We start from the raw sequence: 22,312 nt of genomic DNA on the forward strand, positions 1-22,312 counted from the left end.
GCCCGCGCATTTGCAGTGCAAGATTCATTAACTAATTGAGGTCGTTATGAAAACGATGACGGTGTACCAAACTGACCACGACGGGTGCTATCTCTACCCGGTGGTCGCAAACGAGCTGGCACTTCAACCCGACAGCTTCAACATTCCTTATGGCGCTGTAGAAACGGAGCCGCCGGCAGCAGCTTCGGGCATGGTTGCCCAATGGTCGAATGGCGCATGGGCGACGGTACTGGACAATCGCAGCACTGCGCTGTACGTCGCGAGTACGGGGGCGCAATATCCGATCGGCGGGAGTGTTGAGGTCGGCGGTGCGAGCGTCAGCTACAACGGGCTCGGGCCGATTCCGTCGTGGTTGACCACGACCGCGCCGGCAGCACCTGCCGGGCAGTAACAGAAACGAGAAAGGACGCGGCGACGTGCATGGTGTTAGAGCACCATGCACGCCCCGCACCCGCAGAGGAAGCTGCGAATCCGGCAAGGCCACGTCACCCCTGCAGAGGCGCACGAAGGCTACCACAGCCGGCATCGATAAACCAATAGATGCACCAACCCACTCCGATTATTCCGTGGCTCGGCGGCAAGCGCCGCCTGGCCGACAAGCTCATTCCGCTGTTCCCGCCGCACGAATGCTATGTCGAGGCGTTCTGCGGTGGAGCAGCGCTGTACTTTCTCCGACCGGTGCCGGCACCGGTCGAAGTCATCAATGACGTCAACGGCGATCTGGTCAACCTGTACCGCGTCGTCCAGCACCACCTCGAAGAATTTGTGCGGCAGTTCAAGTGGGCGATATCGAGCCGCCAAGTGTTCAAGTGGCAGCAGCAGACGATCCCGGAAACGCTCACCGACATTCAGCGTGCCGCGCGTTTCTACTACCTGCAGCACCACGCGTTCGGTGGCAAGGTCTCCGGTCAGACGTTCGGTACCGCGACGACGTCGCCGGCCGTCAATCTGCTGCGGATCGAGGAATCGCTCTCGGCCGCGCATCTTCGCCTCGCCGGCACGCACGTGGAGAATCTGCCGTGGCTCGAGTGCGCGAGACGCTATGACCGGGAGCACACCTTCATCTACCTCGATCCGCCGTACTGGCAGACCGAGGGCTACGGCGTGCCGTTCGAGTTCGGCGAATACGAGGCGATGGCCGCTTTTATGCGGTCTGCGCGCGGTAAGGTCATGGTGTCGATCAACGACCATCCGGACATCCGGGCGGCGTTCTCCGGCTTCCATTTCCTTGAGCTGGATATCCGCTACTCGGTCGCGAACGTTCACGGAAAGCCGTCGACGAGCGGCGAGCTGGTAATCACGAACTGGAATCCTGATGTGATGGGTGGCTTGTTTGGGTGACGACCAGATGGTCGAGCGGCGGCCGGCTATCCCGAATGCGGGCTGCCTGCCGGCGACCAAGCGAGCTGCGGGCGAGCTTGGTCGCCAGCTCGCGGCCATCCGGGTGGTAATACCTGAGCAGCATCCGAGTAGTCTGGTGGCCGCTGATTTTTGCCAGTTCGTGGATTTCAAATATCGGGGCAAGCGTTGAGGTTGCCTCGTGGCGCAGGTCGTGGAAGCGCAGATTGTCGAAGAACGCTGGATTGGGTCGCCGACCGTATTTGGCACAGAGCGCTTCATAGCGACGCCGCGCCCCGCGTCGGGCACGGATGAATGCTCGGGTGGCTGCGCCCGGCGTCATGCTGAAGATCGGGCCGCGTGATGGTCGACCGGTGAGATATCGCCGCAGCACCTCGCGCGCCCAAGGAGTCAGAGGCACGTTGCGGGACGTACCGTTCTTAGTGTCAGGGAGATGTATTACGCCGTGTCGCAGGTCGACCCGTTCGCGACGAATTCCACAGATCTCCGACCGACGCATCGTGGTTTCGACTGCCAGCGTGGCAATGACTGGCAATTCGGTCGAGCGCGTGGACTGAATGATCCATTCCAGTTCGCTACGCGGGCACTCGCTTTCCGGAACGCCGCGCAGCCGGATGTGGGTGAGGATGCGTCTTTCTCGGGCGTCGTTGACGGTCGGCCGGCGCACGAGCTGAACTGGGTTAGCAAGGTCAGTCCAGCCCCAGTCCTTGCGGGCGACGGTATAGAGGTGAGATAGGAACGCCAGCCGGCGCACGATCGTCGATGCGGCGTAGCGCGGTGCCCATTCGTCGCGAATGGCGATCAGGTCGGTGTTGCGGATACGGTCGATCGGGCGGCTGGCGATGCGGGTCGCCAGCCATGTGCGGGCGATGGACTGCTCGGCGACTCCCCCTTTTTTAGTGGGCGACACCTCGTCGAGGTAGCGCTGAATTGCGGCCGTGAGTGTGGGAGGGGAACTACGGCGCAGGCGGGTCGGCTTCATCGAAAGCCGCTAGTATGCGGCGGTGCCAAATCCCGCGCTAAACGCGCGCCGGGCGAAGTGACAAATCAGGCGCTAAACAGTGCCAAAACGCGCGCGACGTTACAGTGGCGAGCCAGGGGGCGGCTACTGAGCGTGCTGCGCTGATTTTGTCTGCCGCCAGAGTCTCCAAACTGGAGGTTCTCTAATTTGCCGAAACGGTGGGCGGAAAATAAAAAACCCGCGTCAGCCTTGACTGACGCGGGTTTCCATCTGGTCGGGGCGAGAGGATTTGAACCTCCGACCACCTGCACCCCATGCAGGTACGCTACCAGGCTGCGCTACGCCCCGAAAGAAAAAAAGTATAACAGACACTCCGCGCATTTAGAACGGGTCGCATGCATTTTTGTGAGAAATTTAAACAACTCGACGCGCGGCACGGGGCGCGTCGCACGCGTGACACCGGGCAGCGCCATGCCATCTCCAATCCGTATGCCCGCTTTTTGCACAGCGTGCCGTCGCGCCGGTAAAATAGACGGTTGATCCACGGAAAGCGCCGTGATTTAGCGGAAGAGGATTCCCCGAACATGACTGATCTTCGTCTTACCAAGCGGTTTGCTGCAGTGCTCGCCACTGGCGCGCTCGTCGCCGGTTGTAGTTCGCCGTCGCCCACGAAAGTCGACTACAAGAGCGATTCGAAATCGAAGGAGGTTTCGCTCGCGGTGCCGCCCAACATGCTCGACGAGACGGCCGATCAGCGCTCGCTGCCGCCGCAAGGCGGCGCGACTTCCCTGTCCGCGCTGCAGCAGGTCCAGCAGGCTGCGCCGTCGACCGATGTCGTCGCGCCGCCCGTCGTCGGCATGCATATCCAGCGTGACGGCACCGAAAGCTGGCTCGTCATCGACAGCAGGAAGCCCGCCGAAATCTGGCCGCAGGTCCGCCGTTTCTGGCAGGAGCAAGGTTTCCTGCTCGTCGTCGACCAGCGCAACAAGGGTGTGATGGAAACCGACTGGAACGAAACCCATCCGCAGATCAATGACGGCCTGATCCGCAGCGTGATCTCGAAGGCGATGGGCAATTCGTACGTGACGGCCGAGCGCAACAAGTTCCGCACGCGTCTGGACGCGGCGCCCAACGGCGGCACCTACGTGTTCATCAGCCAGAAGGGCATGCGCGAGGCGCTGACCGGTCCCGCCAACGATTCGAGCAAGTGGGAGCCGAAGCCGAATGATCCGGCGCTCGAGACGGAATACCTGAAGCGCCTGATGGCCGTTCTCGGCCAGAATGAGCTGCGCGCGCGAAACGGCGAGCCGCTCATCGCGGCCGACGATTCCCCGGCAGCCAAGCCGAAGGAAGAGAAGGCCGACGCCAAGGCCGCCAAGAAGGCTGCCGCGATCGCCGCCCAAAACGTCGCGCTCGCGTCGCAAGGACCATCCGACACAATGAGCGCAGAGCCGGGCACGCCGACCGAGGTGACGCTCGGCGAGCCGTATGACCGTTCGTGGCTGCGGGTCGGGCTCGCGCTCGATCGCGCGAACTTCACGATCGACGATCGCGACCGCACGAAGGGCTTGTACTTCGTCCGCTACGTCGATCCGAAGGATCTCAGCGCGGCCGAGCAGGGTTTCTGGAGCCAGGTGTTCCACGGCAAGAAGGAAAAGCTCGCGAAGCAGTATCGGGTCAACGTGAAGGCGCTTACGGTCGACCAGACGCGCGTCGCGGTCGTCGACGAGAGTGGCGCGATCGACATGTCGTCGCCGGCTCGTCAGATCATGGCGCTGCTCTCGACTCAACTGCGCTGACCGGCCTCGTCCCATATTGCTCGAAGCCCGCCTCCCGGGCGGGCTTCGAGCGAGGGGTAGCCTGTCCGACATAGCCCGATCGGCTTCGCCGGTCGGGCTATTTTTTTGCGTGTGCGCGTGGCAGGCCGTGGCGGGCGATCCGCACTGGGTCCGGCGTTACGTAACATGCGCGCGTTACGGCCCGGCGGATGTGCTGTAACGGCGCGTTTCTGAAAAATTTCCTTTATAAATCAACGGATTGTTTGGCTTTGTCGTTCTGGCGCGAAATCTGCTTTTAATGAGCGGATGCTTGAGAACGGAGGAGAGCGTCGGATACCGGATGTGTGCCGAGCGGGTTCGTGGCACGGGGTATCGACGTCGCCTCGGGCCGCCGCTTGATGCGTCGGCTTGAACGATGACGATCCGCGCCTCGCGCGGATCACGATGGCCCCGTCGCCTATCCTCGTAGGGCGACGGTTTTGCCCGCGCTTCCGGTGAAGCGCGGGCAATTTTTTTGCGGCGCGGCAATCCGCGGGTGCGCCGCGGCGGCCATCGCGAGATTCGAGTATGCTCGGGGTTTTCGTCTGAGGAGTCGGGAATGTCCGAGATTGCAGTTGTCGCGCTGATCGTCGCAAAGCCTGGTGCGGAGGACGCATTGCGAAGTGTGCTCGAGGGCATCGTCGAGCCGACGCGTGGCGAGCCTGGTGCGCTGCAATACGATTTGCACCGCGATCTGAAGGAGCCTGCGCGGTTCGTGTTCGTCGAGCGCTGGGAGAGCGAAGCGGCGCTGGCGGAACATGCACGTTCCGCGCATATCCTGGCCTATCGGGAAGCGGCCGCGGACCTGATCGAAAGCTCGGAGATCCGCGTCGTGTCCAGAATCGCCTGAGGAGAAGATCGGTCGGGCGCAGGCGCCCGACCGCATCGCGTCAGTGCGACGTGTCGGGCACGTCGAGAATCAGGATGATCGTCCAGTCCGCGTCGCCGTCGTGGTGGTATTGCCGTTCGGCCACGATGAACGGCTGCTGCTTGCCCTGCGGGCCAAGAAAGAGCACGTCACCTTCCATCGGCAGGCATTCGACCGGCGGCAGCGCGAGAAACGCGTCGTTCGAGCCGCGCGGCATCAGTTGCTTGATCTTGTGAGTGGCCGCTTCGGTCCACTCGATGTCGAGTTGAATATTGCTCATGCTGTCCTCCGCACCGGGGTGCGTACGGGTGGAAATGTTCGGTGCGCGACTTTAGCACAGCGCGCCGGCGGCCGACGGCTCCGGCATCATGAAAAAAGCCGAACCCGGTCGCCCGGATTCGGCTTTTCGCTGCGCGCGACCGCCGCGCTTACTGGCTTGCTGCCTCTGCCGGAGCGGCCTTCGTAACGGCCTTCTTCACGGCCTTGTGCGCCTTGCCGTGATGCTTGTGCTGCTCGTGCATCATCGGCTCGGCTGCCTGCGCAGCTTGCTGCTGCTGCAGTGCCTGAGCGCGCTGCTCGATCTCGGCGATCTTGGCCGGATCGGTGATGGTCTTGATTTCCGTGCTCTCTTGCGCATGCGCCGCGCCAGCCAGTGCCGACATCGCAACCAGAATAGCCAGGGACATTTTCTTCATTGCTCTACCTCCGCTAAATGGTGATGAACCCGAGTGTTGCCGTTTTGTCTGGCGACTGTAATCGAGTGCGTCGAGTGTAGCAAAAGTGACGGATCAGTGCATTGGAACGCGGGCGCGGCACACGGCCGCGTTGAACCGGCGCAACACCCGGCGCGGCCGTCACTTGCCTGCCATCCGGCGCGATCCCGGGTTCGCCGGCATCGGCGTTCAGAACCACCCCAGCCATCGATAGACGTGAAACTGTGCGATGCCGATCAGCTCTTGCAGCGCGCGTTCGGCGTTCGCGAGGTTCCGCCAGCGCGGCAGCAGGCCCGGATTCGCGTCGCGCCGGTTCGCATAGACGGGCTGCGGCGCGAGCCCGAAGCGCTCGAACATGAGCAGCGCGCGCCGCATGTGACAGGCGGATGTGACAAGTATCGACGTATCGTCATATCGAGAGCGTAGTATAGGTATGGTGAATTTCGCGTTTTCGTAAGTGTTGCGGCTGCGCGACTCGAGAATCAGGTCGTCGCGGGCGACGCCTGCCGCGATCAGGTACGGCGCGTAGGTGGCGGCTTCGGTCGCGCCGTGGTGCTGGGGGTCGCCCCCGGACACGATCACCGTGCAGCGCTCGGCGTGCTGCCTGCAGGTGCGGTACAGCTCGGCCGTCTTGCGGATGCGGGCGAGTCCGTCGGGCGGGGGGGCGAGCGATGCGTCGTCGCGGCGCTGCGTGCCGGCGCCAAGCAGGATCAGCACGGTGCGTCCGTGCATGGCCGGATGTTCGGCCGGCACGACGCCCGCTTGCGACCATGCAATGAGCGGCGCGGCAAGCCAGCCGGCGGCGATGAGCCAGAACAGCGCGATGCCGGCGATTGCGATCGCGCGCCGTGCCTTGCGGCAAAGCACGAACGCGACGAAGAGAAGCGCGAATGAAGCGAACAGAATCAATTTGAATGGGGTATGGTGTCTTTTTAGGGATGGCTGACTATTTTGCCGGCGCGACTGCCGGGCCGAATGGTCGCCTTCCGGAATCGCAGGGCGGTGGGCGCGGGCACCGAGCGTGCTTCGCGGGCCGTCAGGGATTGTCGCTGCACTTTAAGAAAGAACCGAGATGGCCACGTATTCGAACGAAGCAGTGCTCGACGCGCTGAGGCGAGTGCAATACCGGCAGGTGCCCTGGGCGCGGCGTCCGGGCGTTTTCGAGTATCTCCGGACGCTCGGCTTGCTGGACACCGTCAGGCAGAAAACCGTCGCGCCCGCGCCGGGATTCCATGCGCCCGTCGACATCGCCGTGCTGACCGACAGCGGCCGCGCGGAATTCGCCCGGCTCGAGCGTGACGAGAAACGGCCCGGCTGGTCCGATCGGCGCATGAGCGATTACGCGTTGAGCGAAGCGAGCGCGGTGTCGATTCTCGAGAGCCGCCTGTAGATCGCCCGTCGGCGTGACGAAAAAAAGCCCGTATCGCGAGGATACGGGCGTACCGGATACTTTGCTGCTGCCACGTGTGCTCATGGCAATCATGTGACCCTCGGTGTCCCGGTCAGTTCCCGGGCACGCGCGATTTTCTTTCGTCGGAGTGGCTCGACCGGGTGGCGGCGTCACCGATGGCGGGCCTCGTCGGGCGGCTGAAGTCCGACGCGTGCGCGCGCATTGCTGGCGATGTCGCCTCGCAAGTCGCCTCGTGGCACGGTTTGCCGATCGTTCTGCGCGGGGCCGGGGGGGGCGTGCGGATTGCCTTTCTGTTCCCGTTGCCCGTGCGTCTGCCTGACGTGCGTATCGGCATGTGCGGGCGTCACGAGCGCCAGGGAAACGACAATGCCGCATGCGAGGAGCAGTGACATCGGTTTCATGGCGAGCCCCCTTCAAGCCGTCGATACGGCCTGTTGATATGACGCTAAGGTAAGCGCGGGAGCGCAGGCTTGCTGTAAATATTGGTAAATAGTTGTATCGCGCCGCGACGGCATCGCGCAGTCATTCGCGTCGCGGCGCAAAGCGGCTGGCCAGAACGACACCGGGCGGCAGGGGCCACCCGGTGCAGTGATCATCACGCCATCTTGACCGGCGCGCGCCAGGATTCCGGATTGGTCCAGAAGGCGCCGCGCAGGCGGTCGCGGCTCGGCGGCGCGGGCGGCTTGACCGCGCTCGCGCCGATGCGCCCGCGCAGCGAAATCTGACGGCCGCTCGTGCCCAGTCGTTTGACGACCTCGGCGAGCGTGCCGTCCGCTTGCCATTCGTCGAAGCGGCGGCGGCAGGTCGGCGGCGACGGATAGCGGCCCGGCAGCTTGGACCAGCCTTCGCCGGTCGACAACACCCACAGCACGGCATTCACCACCGAGCGCGCTTCCACGCGGGGACGGCCGCGGCGCTCGCTCCGTGCAGGTTCCGAGCAAAACAGACCCTCGACCAGCGCCCATTCGTTATCTCTCAAATCGTCGAACAGCATCATGTCCTCACCTCAGCGAAGCTAACTCCGGTGCGCTGCCCTGCGCCGCGCACTCTTCAAGCACTCGGGGTCGAGTGCCGGGTGGGGGCGCCAGATTCGTCGGAACGGATGCCGTGCAATCCGTCGGACGCAACCTGCGGCCCTGTGCGTCAGGTAATGCACGAAGCGTGCCACGTGGGAGACGATCACCGCGAAAGCCGCTTGGCAGCGAGCTGACAGCCGAGTCAGCTAGGGGCGTATAAGACGCTAAAACGACGCGCGAGCAAATCAGGAGAATCACCAATCTTGTGCAAATCGCCCGTGGCACGTGCGTTTGCATCGCTGTTGCACCGCAGCGAAACATGTGCGCCGGGTGCCGCATTGACGCACTAGAATTGCGCATCGATGCAAGGAATTGATGAGGGAAGCAAATGAATATCACGCTGCGTCAGCTACGCGTGTTCATCGAGGTCGCCCGGTTGAGAAGTTTCAGCCGCGCCGGCGACGAGATCGGCCTCACGCAATCGGCGGTGAGCCGGTGCGTGCGCGAGCTGGAAGCGGAATTCGGCCTGAAGCTGATCGATCGCACGACGCGTGATGTCCAGTTGACCGACGTAGGCATGAACCTGATCGCGAGCGTGTCGCGCCTGCTCGACGATCTGGACGACACGTTGCGCGAGATCCGCGAGATCGGCGAGCAGCGGCGCGGCCGCGTGATCGTCGCGGCGAGCCCGACCATCGCGTGCCGGTTGATGCCGCGCGTGGTGGCGGCCTGCGAGCGGCAGTTCCCGTTCGTCACGCTCGGTTTGCGCGATGACGTCCAGAGCGACGTGCTGCGAAAGGTGAGGTCGAGCGAGGTCGACTTCGGCGTCGTGATCGGCCCGCTCGGCGCCGCGGATCTCGTCGGCGAGCAACTGATGACCGATTCGTTCTGCCTTGTCGCGCGCGCGGACCATCCGCTCGCCGCAGAAGTGCAGGTGCCGTGGTCGGCGCTCAGCGGCGAGCGCCTCGTGCTCCTCGACCCCGCGTCGGGGAGCCGGCCGCTGATCGACGCGGCGCTCGCCGCGCACCAGGTGAGTGCGGCGGTCGTGCAGGAGCTGGGCCATTCGGCGACCGTGTTCGGGCTCGTCGAGGCGGGCGTCGGCGTGAGCGTGCTGCCGTGGCTGTCGTTGCCGCTGCCGGCCGGATCGTCGCTCGTCGCGCGCCCGCTCACGCCGCGCGCCGAGCGCACGGTCGAGCTGGTGCGGCGCCGCGATCGCTCGCTGTCGCCGGCCGCGCAGGCGATCTGGGACCTGGCGCGGCAGATGCCGGCCCGCGCGGAGGATCTTGACTGACAGCGTGCGCGTGCGGCGGTGCAGGCGTTTTCGGCGGCGCTTGCCGCCGGTGCCGTCTCGCGGCGCGGTCGCGCGCAAATACGGGGCTGGAAAGCCCGTGGCAGCCGGCGCGACGTGTTTCGCACATCCGTTTTACTCATCTTTACGCACTCGGCAATTTTGCGTAAGATGGCGTTCAGTCACGCGGTTCCGTCGTCGAATCGCGCTGTTCCGTCCGGTTTGGGCCTGGCTTGAAGTTGGTTCGCCGCCCCCGGTTCGTGCTCCCATCAATATGACCGATCAGAATCGGGCGAGCGCGTCTTCTGTTCCTTTCGTCTGTTCGTTGATCCGGTTCGTTTGACCACAGGGTCTGGCCTAGCTGCATGAATACCCAAGAGGCGAAGATCGTCCTCGAGACTGCTTTGATCTGCGCGCAGGAACCGCTGAAGCTTGGCGATTTGCGCAAGCTCTTTGCCGACGGCGTGTCGGCCGATACGGTTCGCACGTTGCTCGAAGATCTGAAACAGGACTGGTCCGGCCGCGGCGTCGAGCTGGTCGCGCTCGCGAGCGGCTGGCGCTTTCAGAGCAAGCCGGCGATGCGCAGCTATCTCGATCGCCTGCATCCGGAGAAGCCGCCGAAGTATTCGCGCGCGGTGCTCGAGACGCTGGCGATCATTGCGTACCGGCAGCCGGTCACGCGCGGCGACATCGAGGAGATTCGCGGCGTCACGGTGAACACGCAGGTGGTCAAGCAGCTCGAGGACCGTGGCTGGATCGAGGTGATCGGGCACCGGGACGTGCCCGGGCGGCCGGCGCTTTACGCGACGACCAAGCAGTTCCTGGACGATCTTGGCCTGAAGGCGCTCGACGATCTGCCGGCGCTCGAGGCGCCTGCGGCGAACATCGAGGCCGCGCTGCTTGCGCAGGAATCGATGGATTTCGGCGGCGACGTGCAGGTGGCGGATGGCGATGAAGCGAGCCCGGGCGACGTGTCCGGGCAGTCGGGCGAGGGGCAGGCGTCTGCCGGCGAGGCGGCATGTGCCGAACCCGCGTCGGCGCAAGCGTCGACGAACCGCGTTACCCTGACGGCCGATGATACGGAAACAGAACAGGCTGGCGCCGATGCAGCGCCGGCTGGCGTGCAGCCCATGCCGCTGCACGCGGAGTTGAACGAGGAAGATCGCGAGCCGGCCGCCGAAGCGGTAGCCGGTGAAGGGGCGGAGGCAAGTGGCGGCGTGCGCGGCGAGTCCGTGCATGGCGATACGCTGCGTTTCCATCCCGCGCACGACGAGGCGTTGGACGACACGTCCGAGAGCCTTGCGGATGCCGTACGCAGCGCAAGCGCGTCGGCCCCGGGCGAGCTGCCGGACGACGAAGCAGAACCCGAGCAGCGCCGCGCGTGATCGCGGCCGAATCCATGCCGCGCCCGTGCCGGGCGCGAGACCTGACATTTTGAGGTTGTTTTGACTGATACCCACGATATTGAATCGTCCGCGCCTGCCGTGCAGGCGGCGCGCACCGACGATGCGCCGGCGCAGGGCGCTCAGGACGCGGGCGGTGACGAGCGTCCCCGCCGCGGCCTGCGGCGCGGCCCGCGCAGCCTGATCGCGCGTCGTCGCGCGGCTGCCAAGTCGAAGGGCGCCGAGGGCGCGCCGCAAGGCGACGAAGGCGCTGACGCGCCGGCCGAGACGGCGGAAGCCCGGCCGCCTCGCGCACCGCGCAAGGAAGGCGCGGCGAAAGGCGCACGCAAGCCCGCAGAGGGCGCGCGCAAACCGGCGGGCAAGCGCGAAGGTGCGCCGCGCCAGGGTGCGCCGGCTGCCCAGGGCAAGCGTGGCGGTGCGGAAAGCGCCGCCACGGCCGAAGCGTCGCAGGACGACCTGTTTGCCTACGTGACGTCGCCTGCGTTCGATGCCGACAACACGTCGGCGGGCGGCGGCGTGCGTGCGCCGATGCTGCGCCGCGGCCAGGCGCCCAAGCGGGTGCTGTCGCCGGATGACGACGCGCCGAAGCTCCACAAGGTGCTGGCCGAGGCCGGCATGGGCTCGCGCCGCGAAATGGAAGAGCTGATCGTCGCCGGTCGCGTGTCGGTGAACGGCGAGCCCGCGCATATCGGCCAGCGCATCATGCCGACGGACCAGGTCCGCATCAACGGCAAGCCGGTCAAGCGAAAGCTGCCGAACAAGCCGCCGCGCGTGCTGCTGTACCACAAGCCGACGGGCGAGATCGTCAGCCACGCGGATCCGGAAGGGCGGCCGTCGGTGTTCGATCGCCTGCCGCCGATGAAGACGGCAAAATGGCTCGCGGTCGGCCGCCTCGACTTCAACACCGAAGGCCTGCTGATGCTGACGACGTCGGGCGACCTCGCCAACCGCTTCATGCACCCGCGTTACAGCGTCGAGCGCGAGTATGCGGTGCGTGTGGTCGGCGAGCTGCAGGAAGGCTCGCGCCAGAAGCTGCTGCACGGCATCGAGCTGGATGACGGTCCGGCGAATTTCCTGCGCATCCGCGATGGCGGCGGCGAAGGCACGAACCACTGGTATCACGTCGCGCTGGCCGAAGGCCGCAACCGCGAAGTGCGCCGGATGTTCGAGGCGGTGGGCCTGATGGTGAGCCGCCTGATCCGCACGCGCCACGGCCCGATCATGCTGCCCCGCGGTCTCAAGCGCGGCCGCTGGGAGGAACTGGACGACGCGCAGGTGCGCAAGCTGATGGCAACCGTGGGCCTGAAGGCGCCGTCCGAGGAAAAGGGCAAGCAAGGCGGCCAGGCCGAGCGGCGCCAGCCCGATCCGATGCAGACCTCGATGGGCTTCATCGGGCGCGAGCCGGTCCTGACGACGCACGGCCAGCTCGACCAGCCGCGTCGCGGCGGCCGGCGCGGCGCGCCGGGCGGCGGTTTTGCCGGCCTGAGCGGCTACGGCGGTCTGCCGGGCGCGCCGACGGGCTACGGCGGCAACCGCGCGGGCGGCAACCGCACCGGCGGCGGCAATCGCGCCGGCGCCACGCGTGACGTCGACGGCAACCGCGCGTCCTATGGCACCGGCGCCAAGCGCGGCGCGGGCAAGGGCGGTAACACCGGCAATGGCAACCGCAATGCGAACGGCAACCGTGCGGAAGGCGCGGGCAGTGGCGGCGCACGCGGCGGCCAGCGTCCGCAGCAACAACGCAATCGTTCGCGCAGCCGCTGAGGCGGCTGCATGGCGGTGCATGACGCCCGCCTGCCGGCAAACCGGGTTGAAATGACCGGTTTTGCCGGCAGGCGCTTGGCGTTTGCACCAAAAATCGCTATAATCGCGAAGTCGCTGGGCGTACGGATTTGATGTGCGGCTCAGGTGCGACCACCGGTAAGAAGATGGGCGTTCCGCCCATTTTTTTTTGCTGAAACGGTTGGGCATCTCGGGTAGCGCTTCCTGCGCCGGCAAAGGCGCGCGCGCCCGCGGGTGAATCGCGAGAGGCGGGCGCGAACACCTGAGAGGGCACTGTGCAACTGACGGAACTGATAGAAACCACGGTCACCGGGCTCGGCTACGAGCTGGTCGATCTCGAACGCACCGGACGCGGCATGCTCTGCGTCTATATCGATCAGCCTGCCGGCATCTCGATCGACGACTGCGAAAAGGTCACGCGTCAGCTCCAGCACGTCTTGACGGTCGAAAACATCGATTACGAACGGCTCGAAGTCTCGTCCCCGGGACTCGATCGCCCGTTGAAGAAGCTGGCTGATTTCGAACGCTTCGCTGGCAGCGAGGTCTCCGTGACGCTGAAAAAGCCGCTGGATGGGCGCAAGACCTACCGGGGCATCCTGCATGCGCCGAATGGCGAAACGATCGGTTTGGAATTTGAGAGGAAGAAGGGCGAGGCGGCCATGCTGGATTTCACGCTGGCCGATATCGACAAAGCCCGCCTGATTCCGCACGTTGACTTTAGGAGCCGCAAACAATGAGTCGCGAAGTGTTGATGCTGGTGGATGCGCTGGCGCGCGAGAAGAACGTCGACAAGGATGTGGTGCTGGGTGCCCTGGAAGCGGCACTCGCGTCGGCATCCAAGAAGCTGTTCGACGAAGGCGCCGAGATCCGCGTCCATATCGATCGCGAGAGCGGCGAACACGAAACCTTCCGTCGCTGGCTCGTCGTGCCGGACGAGGCGGGCCTGCAGGAGCCGGATCGCGAGATCCTGCTGTTCGAGGCGCGCGAGCAGAAGACGGACGTCGAGGTCGGCGACTATATCGAGGAGTCGGTGCCGTCGATCGAATTCGGCCGGATCGGCGCGCAGGCCGCAAAGCAGGTGATTCTGCAGCGGGTTCGCGACGCAGAGCGCGAGCAGATCCTGAACGACTATCTCGAGCGTGGCGAAAAGATCATGACCGGCTCGGTGAAGCGCCTCGACAAGGGCAACTTCATCGTCGAGACGGGGCGTGTCGAAGCGCTGCTGCGCCGCGACCAGCTGATCCCGAAGGAAAACCTGCGCGTCGGCGACCGCGTGCGCGCCTATATCGGGAAGGTCGATCGCACCGCGCGCGGCCCGCAGATCGAGCTGTCGCGTACGGCGCCGGAATTCCTGATGAAGCTGTTCGAGATGGAAGTGCCGGAAATCGAGCAGGGTCTGCTCGAGATCAAGGCGGCGGCGCGCGACCCGGGCGTGCGCGCGAAGATCGGCGTCATCGCGTACGACAAGCGGATCGACCCGATCGGCACCTGCGTCGGCATTCGCGGCTCGCGCGTGCAGGCGGTGCGTAACGAGCTCGGTGGCGAAAACATCGACATCGTGCTATGGTCGGAAGATCCCGCCCAGTTCGTGATCGGCGCGCTCGCGCCGGCGGCGGTCCAGTCGATCGTCGTCGACGAAGAGAAGCATTCGATGGATGTGGTCGTCGACGAGAACGAGCTGGCAGTCGCGATCGGCCGCAGCGGCCAGAACGTTCGCCTTGCCAGCGAGCTGACCGGCTGGCAGATCAATATCATGACGCCGGACGAGTCCGCCGTGAAGCAGAACGAGGAGCGCGATACGCTGCGCGGCCTGTTCATGGCGCGTCTCGACGTCGACGAAGAAGTCGCCGACATCCTGATCGACGAGGGCTTCACGAGCCTTGAGGAGATCGCTTACGTGCCGCTCAACGAAATGCTCGAGATCGAAGCATTCGACGAGGATACCGTGCACGAGCTGCGCAACCGCGCACGCGACGCACTGCTGACGATGGCGATCGCGAACGAAGAAAAGGTTGAAAACGCCGCACTGGATCTGAAGAGCCTCGACGGCATGTCGCCGGAGCTGCTCGCGAACCTGGCCGAGCACGGCGTGCAGACGCGCGACGATCTCGCCGAGCTGGCGGTGGATGAACTGGTCGACAAGACCGGAATTGAAGAGGATGCCGCTAAGGCGTTGATCATGAAAGCACGTGAACACTGGTTCCAGTGAGAAATGACCATGGCGCACTGATTAATGGCGGCCGGAAGGCCTGACCCGATGCTAACCGCAAGGAATCTGTCCTTGCACTAAGAGGAATGAATGGCGAGTAACAACGTAGCCCAATTTGCCGCGGAACTGAAAATGCCTGCTGGTGTGCTGCTCGAACAGCTGCAGGCAGCGGGCGTCCAGAAAGCGAGTGAAGACGATGCGCTGTCCGAAGCGGACAAGGCGCGTCTGCTCGATCATTTGCGCAAGTCGCACGGCGCGTCCGACGGCGACAAGCGCAAGATCACGCTGACCCGCAAGCATACGTCGGAGATCAAGCAGGCTGACGCGACGGGCAAGGCTCGCACCATTCAGGTCGAGGTGCGCAAGAAGCGCACGTTCGTCAAGCGCGACGACGTGAGCGACACGGGCGCCGAGCAGGGTCAGCCCCAGGCCGCCGAGGCGGAAGACGATGCCGAACTGAAGCGCCGCGAGGAAGAGGCGCGCCGCGAGGCCGAGCTGCTCGAGAAGCAGGCTCAGGAACTGCGCGAGCGTCAGGAACGCCTCGAGCGCGAGGAAGCCGAACGCCGCGCCCGCGAGGAATCGGCCGAGGCGGAGCGTCGCCGCGCCGAGGAGGAAGCGGCCGCGAAGCGTGCCGCAGCCGAAGCAGCCGCCAAGCAGGCCGCCGCCGCCGAGCAGCAAGCACGCACGCAGGTTGCGCAGGAAGACGAGCGCGCCGCGGCGGAGCGCGCCGCGCAGCGCGAGGCCGCGAAAAAGGCCGAGGACGCCGCGCGTGAAGCGGCCGACAAGGCGCGCGCCGAGCAGGAAGAGATTCGCAAGCGCCGCGAAGCCGCGGAAGCGGAAGCGCGTGCGATCCGCGAAATGATGAACACGCCGCGCAAGGCGATGGTCAAGGCGGTGGAGCCGCCGAAGCCCGTCGAGCCGCCGAAGCCCGCCGAGGCGAAGGGCACGCTGCACAAGCCGGCGAAACCGGCCGGCGAAGGCGCACAGGCGCGTCCGGCAGCGGCCAAGAAGCCCGCTGGCGGCGCACCGGCGACCACGCAGGCACCGGCCGGCGCGGGCGACCGCAACAAGAAGCCGGGCGCCGGCAAGGGCGGCTGGCAGGACGACGCCGCGAAGCGTCGCGGCATCAAGACGCGCGGCGATTCGAGCGGCGGCGTCGACCGCGGCTGGCGCGGCGGCCCGAAGGGGCGCGGCCGGCACCAGGACAGCGCGTCGTCGTTCCAGGCGCCGATGGAGCCGATCGTGCGTGAAGTGCACGTGCCGGAAACCATCTCCGTCGCGGATCTCGCGCACAAGATGGCGGTGAAGGCTTCGGAAGTCATCAAGGTGATGATGAAGCTCGGCCAGATGGTCACGATCAACCAGGTGCTCGACCAGGAAACGGCGATGATCGTCGTCGAGGAACTGGGCCACCGTGCGGTCGCCGCGAAGCTCGACGATCCGGAAGCGCTGCTTGTCGAAGGCGAAGTCGCGAGCGATGCGGAGCAACTGCCGCGTCCGCCGGTCGTGACCGTGATGGGTCACGTCGACCACGGCAAGACCTCGCTGCTCGACTACATCCGCCGCGCGAAGGTTGCGGCAGGCGAAGCGGGCGGCATTACGCAGCACATCGGCGCATACCACGTCGACACGCCGCGCGGCGTCATCACGTTCCTCGATACCCCGGGTCACGAGGCATTCACGGCGATGCGTGCGCGCGGTGCGAAGGCCACCGATATCGTGGTTCTGGTGGTCGCGGCCGACGACGGCGTGATGCCGCAGACGAAGGAAGCGATCTCGCATGCGAAGGCGGGCGGCGTGCCGATCGTCGTCGCGATCAACAAGATCGACAAGCCGGATGCGAATCTGGATCGCGTCAAGCAGGAGCTGGTCGCGGAAGGCGTCGTGCCGGAAGAGTACGGTGGCGATTCGCCGTTCGTGCCGGTGTCGGCGAAGACCGGCTCCGGCATCGACGATCTGCTCGAGAACGTGCTGCTGCAGGCCGAAGTGCTGGAACTGAAGGCGCCGGTCGAGGCGGCCGCGAAGGGCCTCGTGATCGAAGCGAAGCTCGACAAGGGCAAGGGCCCGGTCGCGACGGTGCTGGTGCAGTCGGGTACGCTGAACCGCGGCGACGTCGTGCTCGCAGGCACGGCCTACGGCCGCGTGCGTGCGATGCTCGACGAGAACGGCAAGCCGACGAAGGAAGCCGGCCCGTCGATCCCGGTCGAAATCCAGGGTCTGTCGGAAGTGCCGGGCGCAGGCGAGGAAGTGATCGTGCTGCCGGACGAGCGCAAGGCGCGCGAAATCGCGCTGTTCCGCCAGGGCAAGTTCCGCGACGTCAAGCTCGCGAAGCAGCAGGCGGCGAAGCTCGAAAGCATGCTCGAGCAGATGGGCGAGGGCGAAGTGCAGAACCTGCCGCTCATCATCAAGGCGGACGTGCAGGGCTCGCAGGAAGCGCTCGTGCAATCGCTGCTCAAGCTGTCGACCAGCGAAGTGCGCGTGCAGATCGTGCACAGCGCGGTGGGCGGCATCAGCGAAAGCGACGTCAACCTCGCGACGGCATCGAAGGCGGTCATCATCGGCTTCAACACGCGTGCGGATGCCCAGGCCCGCAAGCAGGCCGAGGCGAACGGCGTCGACATCCGTTACTACAACATCATCTACGACGCAGTGGATGAGGTGAAGGCGGCGATGTCGGGCATGCTGGCACCGGAGAAGCGCGAAATCGTGACCGGCATGGTCGAGGTGCGCCAGGTGTTCAAGGTGCCGAAGATCGGCGCGGTCGCGGGCTGTATGGTCACGGACGGCGTGGTCAAGCGCTCGTCGTCGGTGCGCGTGCTGCGCAACAACGTCGTGATCTTCACCGGCGAACTGGAGTCGCTGAAGCGCTTCAAGGACGACGTCAAGGAAGTCAAGCAGGGCTTCGAGTGCGGTATGTCGGTGAAGAACTTCAACGACATCGTCGAAGGCGACCAGTTCGAAGTGTTCGAAGTGACCGAAGTCGCGCGTACGCTGTAACAGTGGCGCGAAGGCTCATGGGCGGGGCAGGCGTGGGCCTGTCCCGCCCATTTTCATGGCGGCGCGTGCAGCGCCGCCGCCTTTGCCCGGAAACCCGGATCACGGATCGATCATGACGAAGAAACGTACTTCTCCCAATCGCAACGTACAGATCGCCGACCAGATTCAGCGCGATCTGTCCGAGCTCATCATGCGCGAGGTCAAGGACCCGCGCATCGGCATCGTGACCATTCAGAGCGTGGAACTCACGCCGGACTACGCGCATGCGAAGGTCTATTTCACGACGCTCACCGGCAAGCCGTTGGAAACGCAGGACGCGCTGAATCACGCGGCGGGCCACCTGCACAACCTGTTGTTCAAGCGGCTGCACATCCATACGGTGCCGACGCTGCATTTCCATTACGATCAGACGATCGAGAAGGCGGTGGCGATGTCGCGCCTGATCGAAGAAGCCAACGCGACGCGCGCGAAGGACGACTGAGTCCCGCCCGCCATATCCGCCCGACTTATGAAGACCGCTGCACCTCAACGTCCGCGCGTGCCCCGGCGCGCGCTGGACGGTGTCCTGTTGCTCGACAAGCCGGTGGGCCTGTCGAGCAACGATGCATTGATTCGCGCGAAGCGCCTGCTTCTCGCGAAGAAAGCCGGCCATACCGGCACTCTCGATCCGCTGGCGTCCGGACTGTTGCCGTTGTGCTTTGGCGAGGCGACGAAGTTCTCGCAGGATCTGCTGGAGGCGGACAAGACCTACGAGGCGACGATGCGCCTCGGCGTGCGCACGGCGACCGGCGACGCGGAAGGCGACGCGATCGACACGCGCCCCGTGACGTGCGACCGCGCAGCCGTCGAGGTCGCGCTCGCGCGCTTCACCGGCGAGATCGTGCAGATCCCGCCGATGTACTCGGCCCTCAAGCGTGACGGCAAGCCGCTTTACGAATATGCGCGTGCCGGGCAGACGGTCGAGCGCGAAGGGCGCAACGTGACGATCCATGCGCTCGAGCTGCTCGCGTGCGACCTGCCCGACGTGACGTTTCGCGTGACGTGCAGCAAGGGCACGTATGTGCGCACGCTGGCGGAGGACATCGGCGAGGCGCTCGGCTGTGGCGCGCACCTGACGATGTTGCGGCGCACCGGCGTGGGTGCGCTGACGCTTGACCATGCGGTGACGCTCGACGCGTTGTCCGATGCGGACGAGGCTGCCCGCGACGCGTGGCTGCAACCGGTCGATGCGCTGCTGTCGACGTTCCCGATGGTGCGCCTCGACGACGAACGCGCGAAGCGCTTCCTGCACGGCCAGCGCTTGCGCCTGTCGGAGCTTGGGCAGATCGACGCGAATGAAGGCGAGCGCGTGCGCGTGTACGATGCGACGCGGCTGCTCGGCGTCGCACGCGCGGGAAGCGGCGTGCTGGCGCCGGAGCGGCTGGTCGTCACGGCGGCGGCCTGATCGCGGCCGCGCATTTGCGCGACACGGACGAAAAAGAAAGCCCGGTCGTCGACCGGGCTTGATGAGAGGGTTAGCTCGATCCCCACTCGGCGGATGCCGCCGAGTGGGGATTTTTTCATTACGGCGGCGGGCGGTCAGTGTGCCGCGGAAGCCGCCGCGCCGGCGTCGCCGCCGCCTGCGCGCTCGGGCCGCGTGATCCAGATCAGCGTGATCAGCACGACGAAGATCGCGGCGGAGATGTAGAACAGGTCGTTCACGCCGAGCTGTGCGGCCTGCTGGGTCGCCATGTTGTTGATGAGGCCGTGCGCCTGCTGCTCGGTCAGCCCGAGATGCCCCATCTGCGTGACGGCCTGATTGAAGGTCGGGTTGTAGACGTTCGCCTGCTCGGCCAGCTGCGCATGGTGGAAGTTGTTCCGGTGATCCCATGCGGTCTGGAAGATCGACGTGCCGATGCCGCCGCACATGATCCGCACGAAGTTCGACAGGCCCGATGCCGCGGGGATCCGGTGGCCGGGCAGGCCCGACAGCGTGATCGACACGAGCGGGATGAAGAAGCCCGCCATCGCGATGCCCTGCACGAGGGTCGGCAGCATCAGCGACCATTCGTCGACGCCGGTCGTGTAGCGTGAGCGCATCCAGAAGCACAGCGCGAAGATCAGGAACGCGGTCGTGGCGATGTAGCGCGGGTCGGTGCGCGGCAGGAACTTGCCGGTGAGCGGCGAGAGCAGGATCGCGAACAGCCCGACGGGCGCCATCACGAGGCCGGCGTCGGTCGCGGTGTAGCCGATCTGCGTCTGCAGCCACAGCGGCAGCAGCACCAGGTTGCCGAAGTACAGACCGTAGCCGACCGACAGCGCGATCGTTCCGCCCGTGAAGTTTCGCGTGCGGAACAGCGACAGATCGACGACCGGATGTTCGGCGGTCAGCTCCCACACGACGAAGAACGCGAATGCGATCACGGCGGTGACCGCGAGCACGATGACCGTCGTCGATTCGAACCAGTCGAGATCCTTGCCCTTGTCGAGCATGATCTGCAGCGACCCGACCCAGACGACCAGCAGCGCCAGGCCGACGCCGTCGATTGGCGCCCGGCGCACGGCCGACTCGCGCTGCCGGTAGATCGTCCACGTCGCCAGCGCGGCGGCGATGCCGACCGGAATGTTCACGTAGAAGATCCACGGCCACGAGTAGTTGTCGGAGATCCAGCCACCGAGAATCGGGCCGGCAACCGGCGCGATCAGCGTCGTCATCGACCACAGCGCGAGCGCCATCGGCGCTTTTGCGCGCGGATAGCTCGACAGCAGCAGCGCCTGCGACAGCGGGATCATCGGGCCGGCGACGGCGCCCTGCAGCACGCGCGACGCGAGCAGGAACGGCAGCGACGGCGAGAGTCCGCACAGCCACGACGAAATGACGAACAGGATGATCGAGGCGAGGAACAGGCGAACCTGGCCGATGCGGTCGGTGAGCCACCCGGTCAGCGGCACGGAGATCGCGTTCGCGACCGCGAACGACGTGATGACCCACGTGCCCTGATCGGACGACACGCCCAGATCGCCGGAGATCGTCGGGATCGCAACGTTCGCGATCGACGTGTCGAGCACATTCATGAACACGGCGAGCGACACCGCGATCGTGCCGATCACGAGCTGCCCGCCCGTCAGGGGCGGGTGAGAGGCTGGAGGCTGTGCCATGGCGGTTTTCCGGGGCGGATCGGGTTACATCATCCTGGCGGTCTTGCCCGGCCGGGCCGCGGCCGGCGCGGCATCGCCGCCGGCGTTCTCGGCGATGATGCGCGCGATCTCGGCATTGGCTTCGTCGCCGTACTTCGCGAACACGTCGGTCTGGTAGACCGTGTTCCTGATGTCGCCGAGCTGGGCGCCGCGCTCGTTCTTGATGTTGACGTCGACCTGCATCGACAGGCCGATCCGCAGCGGATGCTTGTCGAGCTCGCCGGGATCGAGCGCGATCCGCACCGGCAGCCGCTGCACGACCTTGATCCAGTTGCCGGTTGCGTTCTGCGCGGGCAGCAGCGAGAACGCCGCGCCGGTGCCGGCCGAGAAGCCGACCACCTTGCCGTGGTAGACGACCGACGTGCCGTAGATGTCGGCGGTCAGCTCGACCGGCTGGCCGATGCGCATGTGGTTGAGCTGGACTTCCTTGAAGTTCGCGTCGACCCACACCCCGTTCAGCGGCACCACCGACATCAGCGGCGTGCCCGGCGACACGCGCTGGCCGACCTGCACCGAGCGCTTCGCGACGTAGCCGGTGACCGGCGCGGGCAGCGTGTTGCGCGCGTTCGCGAGGTACGCGTCGCGGACCTTCGCGGCGGCGGCGAGCACGTTCGGATGGGTGGCGATCGTGGTGTTCGCGGTCAGCGCGCGGTTCGACGACAGCTGCTGCTGCGCGGCGTCGAGCGAGGCCTGCGCGGCCTTCACCGCGTCGCGCGCGTGCGAGATCTCTTCCTGCGAGACGGCGCCCGTCTGCGCGACCGCGAGCCGGCGGCGCAGGTCGTCCTCGGCCTTCGACAGGTCGGACTGGCGCAGCGCGACTTGCGCGCGATACTGGTCGTCGTTGACGAACAGGCCGCGCACCTGGCGCACCGTCTGCGCGAGGCTCGCTTCGGTCTGCTGCAGCGCGATCCGCGCGTCGGCCGGATCGAGCAGCACGAGCGGGTCGCCGGCCTTGACCGTCTGCGTGTCGTCCGCCTTCACCGCGACGACCGTGCCGACTACCTGCGGCGTGATCTGCACGACGTTGCCGTTGACGTACGCATCGTCGGTGGATTCATGAAAGCGTGCGACCAGGAAGTAATACAGGCCGTACGCGATGGCCGCGATCGCGATGACCGCGGCGAGCAGCGTCATCATCCGCTTGCGCTTGCCGTTGCCTGGCGCCGGTGCGCTGGCGGCGTGTTGTTGAGGGTCGCTCATGGCGGGTTTCTCCGTCCGTTATGTCGAGTGTCTGCGTCGGGGGGGGCCGGGTCAGTTCGCGGCTTGCCGGGTCGGCCCGGCTTGTTCGGTGGCGGCCTCGGGGGCCGCGAG

At 65.8% G+C, this 22,312-nt stretch carries 20 protein-coding genes, 1 tRNA gene and 1 pseudogene; 13 read left to right on the plus strand and 9 right to left on the minus strand.

From position 1 onward, the window contains the following. Window positions 1-46 precede the first annotated feature (46 nt). Both LIG30_RS04520 and LIG30_RS04525 read left to right on the plus strand, forming a co-directional pair. The gene (locus tag LIG30_RS04520) at window positions 47-391 is read left to right on the plus strand and encodes a hypothetical protein (RefSeq protein WP_038710024.1); all 345 of its coding nucleotides are present in this window, start codon (window positions 47-49) and stop codon (window positions 389-391) included. 149 nt (window positions 392-540) lie between these two features. After that, complete coding sequence (locus tag LIG30_RS04525; protein WP_038710026.1) at window positions 541-1,341, plus strand: DNA adenine methylase; 801 nt, start codon at window positions 541-543, stop codon at window positions 1,339-1,341. Here the strand turns inward: LIG30_RS04525 and LIG30_RS24985 are convergent. Both LIG30_RS24985 and LIG30_RS04530 read right to left on the minus strand, forming a co-directional pair. Further along, window positions 1,298-2,341, minus strand: a complete 1,044-nt coding sequence (locus LIG30_RS24985) for a tyrosine-type recombinase/integrase (RefSeq protein WP_083493895.1) — start codon at window positions 2,339-2,341, stop codon at window positions 1,298-1,300. The genes LIG30_RS04525 and LIG30_RS24985 overlap by 44 nt on opposite strands. 250 nt (window positions 2,342-2,591) lie before the next feature. Further along, window positions 2,592-2,668, minus strand: a tRNA-Pro gene (locus LIG30_RS04530). 236 nt (window positions 2,669-2,904) lie between these two features. On the opposite strand from LIG30_RS04530, the gene bamC reads away from it, so the two are divergent. Continuing rightward, window positions 2,905-4,119: an outer membrane protein assembly factor BamC gene (gene bamC, locus LIG30_RS04535; RefSeq protein ID WP_038710029.1), complete on the plus strand. Its 1,215-nt coding sequence runs from the start codon at window positions 2,905-2,907 to the stop codon at window positions 4,117-4,119. A gap of 577 nt (window positions 4,120-4,696) precedes the next feature. After that, the gene (locus LIG30_RS04540) at window positions 4,697-4,987 is read left to right on the plus strand and encodes a putative quinol monooxygenase (RefSeq protein WP_038710031.1); all 291 of its coding nucleotides are present in this window, start codon (window positions 4,697-4,699) and stop codon (window positions 4,985-4,987) included. A 40-nt stretch (window positions 4,988-5,027) separates the two neighbouring features. Here LIG30_RS04540 and LIG30_RS04545 read toward each other — a convergent pair whose 3' ends face one another. The 3 genes from LIG30_RS04545 to LIG30_RS04555 form a co-directional block, all read right to left on the minus strand. Next, window positions 5,028-5,285, minus strand: a complete 258-nt coding sequence (locus tag LIG30_RS04545; RefSeq protein WP_038710033.1) for a hypothetical protein — start codon at window positions 5,283-5,285, stop codon at window positions 5,028-5,030. Window positions 5,286-5,433: 148 nt separating this feature from the next. Beyond that, the gene (locus LIG30_RS04550; protein WP_038710034.1) at window positions 5,434-5,700 is read right to left on the minus strand and encodes a hypothetical protein; all 267 of its coding nucleotides are present in this window, start codon (window positions 5,698-5,700) and stop codon (window positions 5,434-5,436) included. 207 nt (window positions 5,701-5,907) lie between these two features. Then, window positions 5,908-6,627 (minus strand): YdcF family protein, encoded by a 720-nt coding sequence (locus tag LIG30_RS04555; protein WP_038710036.1) that lies wholly within the window; start codon window positions 6,625-6,627, stop codon window positions 5,908-5,910. A gap of 163 nt (window positions 6,628-6,790) precedes the next feature. Between LIG30_RS04555 and LIG30_RS04560 the strand changes: the two genes are divergently transcribed. Continuing rightward, a complete protein-coding gene (locus LIG30_RS04560; protein WP_038710037.1) occupies window positions 6,791-7,108 on the plus strand; it encodes a hypothetical protein in 318 nt (105 codons plus the stop codon). A 170-nt stretch (window positions 7,109-7,278) separates the two neighbouring features. On the opposite strand, the gene LIG30_RS27110 is transcribed toward LIG30_RS04560, so the two are convergent. Further along, window positions 7,279-7,530, minus strand: coding sequence for a hypothetical protein (locus tag LIG30_RS27110; protein WP_083493896.1), 252 nt, complete (start codon window positions 7,528-7,530; stop codon window positions 7,279-7,281). Between the two features lie 197 nt (window positions 7,531-7,727). Next, window positions 7,728-8,123 (minus strand): annotated as a pseudogene (locus tag LIG30_RS04570) (transposase); the annotation flags it as partial. A gap of 410 nt (window positions 8,124-8,533) precedes the next feature. On the opposite strand from LIG30_RS04570, the gene LIG30_RS04575 reads away from it, so the two are divergent. From LIG30_RS04575 to truB, 8 genes are all read left to right on the plus strand, one after another. Next, a complete protein-coding gene (locus LIG30_RS04575) occupies window positions 8,534-9,436 on the plus strand; it encodes a LysR family transcriptional regulator (protein ID WP_038710042.1) in 903 nt (300 codons plus the stop codon). A 362-nt stretch (window positions 9,437-9,798) separates the two neighbouring features. Further along, entirely contained in the window at window positions 9,799-10,818 is a 1,020-nt protein-coding gene (gene scpB / locus LIG30_RS04580; RefSeq protein WP_038710044.1) for an SMC-Scp complex subunit ScpB, read from the plus strand. A gap of 60 nt (window positions 10,819-10,878) precedes the next feature. After that, complete coding sequence (gene rluB, locus LIG30_RS04585) at window positions 10,879-12,600, plus strand: 23S rRNA pseudouridine(2605) synthase RluB (RefSeq protein WP_038710045.1); 1,722 nt, start codon at window positions 10,879-10,881, stop codon at window positions 12,598-12,600. 293 nt (window positions 12,601-12,893) lie between these two features. After that, entirely contained in the window at window positions 12,894-13,355 is a 462-nt protein-coding gene (gene rimP / locus LIG30_RS04590) for a ribosome maturation factor RimP (protein ID WP_038710047.1), read from the plus strand. After that, window positions 13,352-14,827 carry a transcription termination factor NusA gene (gene nusA, locus LIG30_RS04595; protein ID WP_038710048.1) on the plus strand — a complete coding sequence of 492 codons (1,476 nt, stop codon included), beginning with the start codon at window positions 13,352-13,354 and terminating at the stop codon, window positions 14,825-14,827. The genes rimP and nusA overlap by 4 nt, the downstream gene beginning before the upstream one ends. Window positions 14,828-14,917: 90 nt before the next feature. Beyond that, the gene (gene infB, locus LIG30_RS04600) at window positions 14,918-17,824 is read left to right on the plus strand and encodes a translation initiation factor IF-2 (RefSeq protein WP_038710049.1); all 2,907 of its coding nucleotides are present in this window, start codon (window positions 14,918-14,920) and stop codon (window positions 17,822-17,824) included. 112 nt (window positions 17,825-17,936) lie between these two features. Next, complete coding sequence (gene rbfA, locus LIG30_RS04605; RefSeq protein WP_038710052.1) at window positions 17,937-18,305, plus strand: 30S ribosome-binding factor RbfA; 369 nt, start codon at window positions 17,937-17,939, stop codon at window positions 18,303-18,305. Between the two features lie 27 nt (window positions 18,306-18,332). After that, the gene (gene truB / locus LIG30_RS04610; RefSeq protein WP_038710054.1) at window positions 18,333-19,268 is read left to right on the plus strand and encodes a tRNA pseudouridine(55) synthase TruB; all 936 of its coding nucleotides are present in this window, start codon (window positions 18,333-18,335) and stop codon (window positions 19,266-19,268) included. Between the two features lie 134 nt (window positions 19,269-19,402). On the opposite strand, the gene LIG30_RS04615 is transcribed toward truB, so the two are convergent. Both LIG30_RS04615 and LIG30_RS04620 read right to left on the minus strand, forming a co-directional pair. Beyond that, window positions 19,403-20,962, minus strand: a complete 1,560-nt coding sequence (locus LIG30_RS04615; RefSeq protein ID WP_038710055.1) for a DHA2 family efflux MFS transporter permease subunit — start codon at window positions 20,960-20,962, stop codon at window positions 19,403-19,405. Window positions 20,963-20,986: 24 nt separating this feature from the next. Further along, window positions 20,987-22,201, minus strand: a complete 1,215-nt coding sequence (locus LIG30_RS04620) for an HlyD family secretion protein (protein WP_038710057.1) — start codon at window positions 22,199-22,201, stop codon at window positions 20,987-20,989. Window positions 22,202-22,312: the final 111 nt, after the last annotated feature.

It is taken from the genome of Burkholderia sp. lig30 (assembly GCF_000687455.2).
In the GTDB taxonomy this organism is placed as follows: Bacteria; Pseudomonadota; Gammaproteobacteria; order Burkholderiales; family Burkholderiaceae; genus Burkholderia.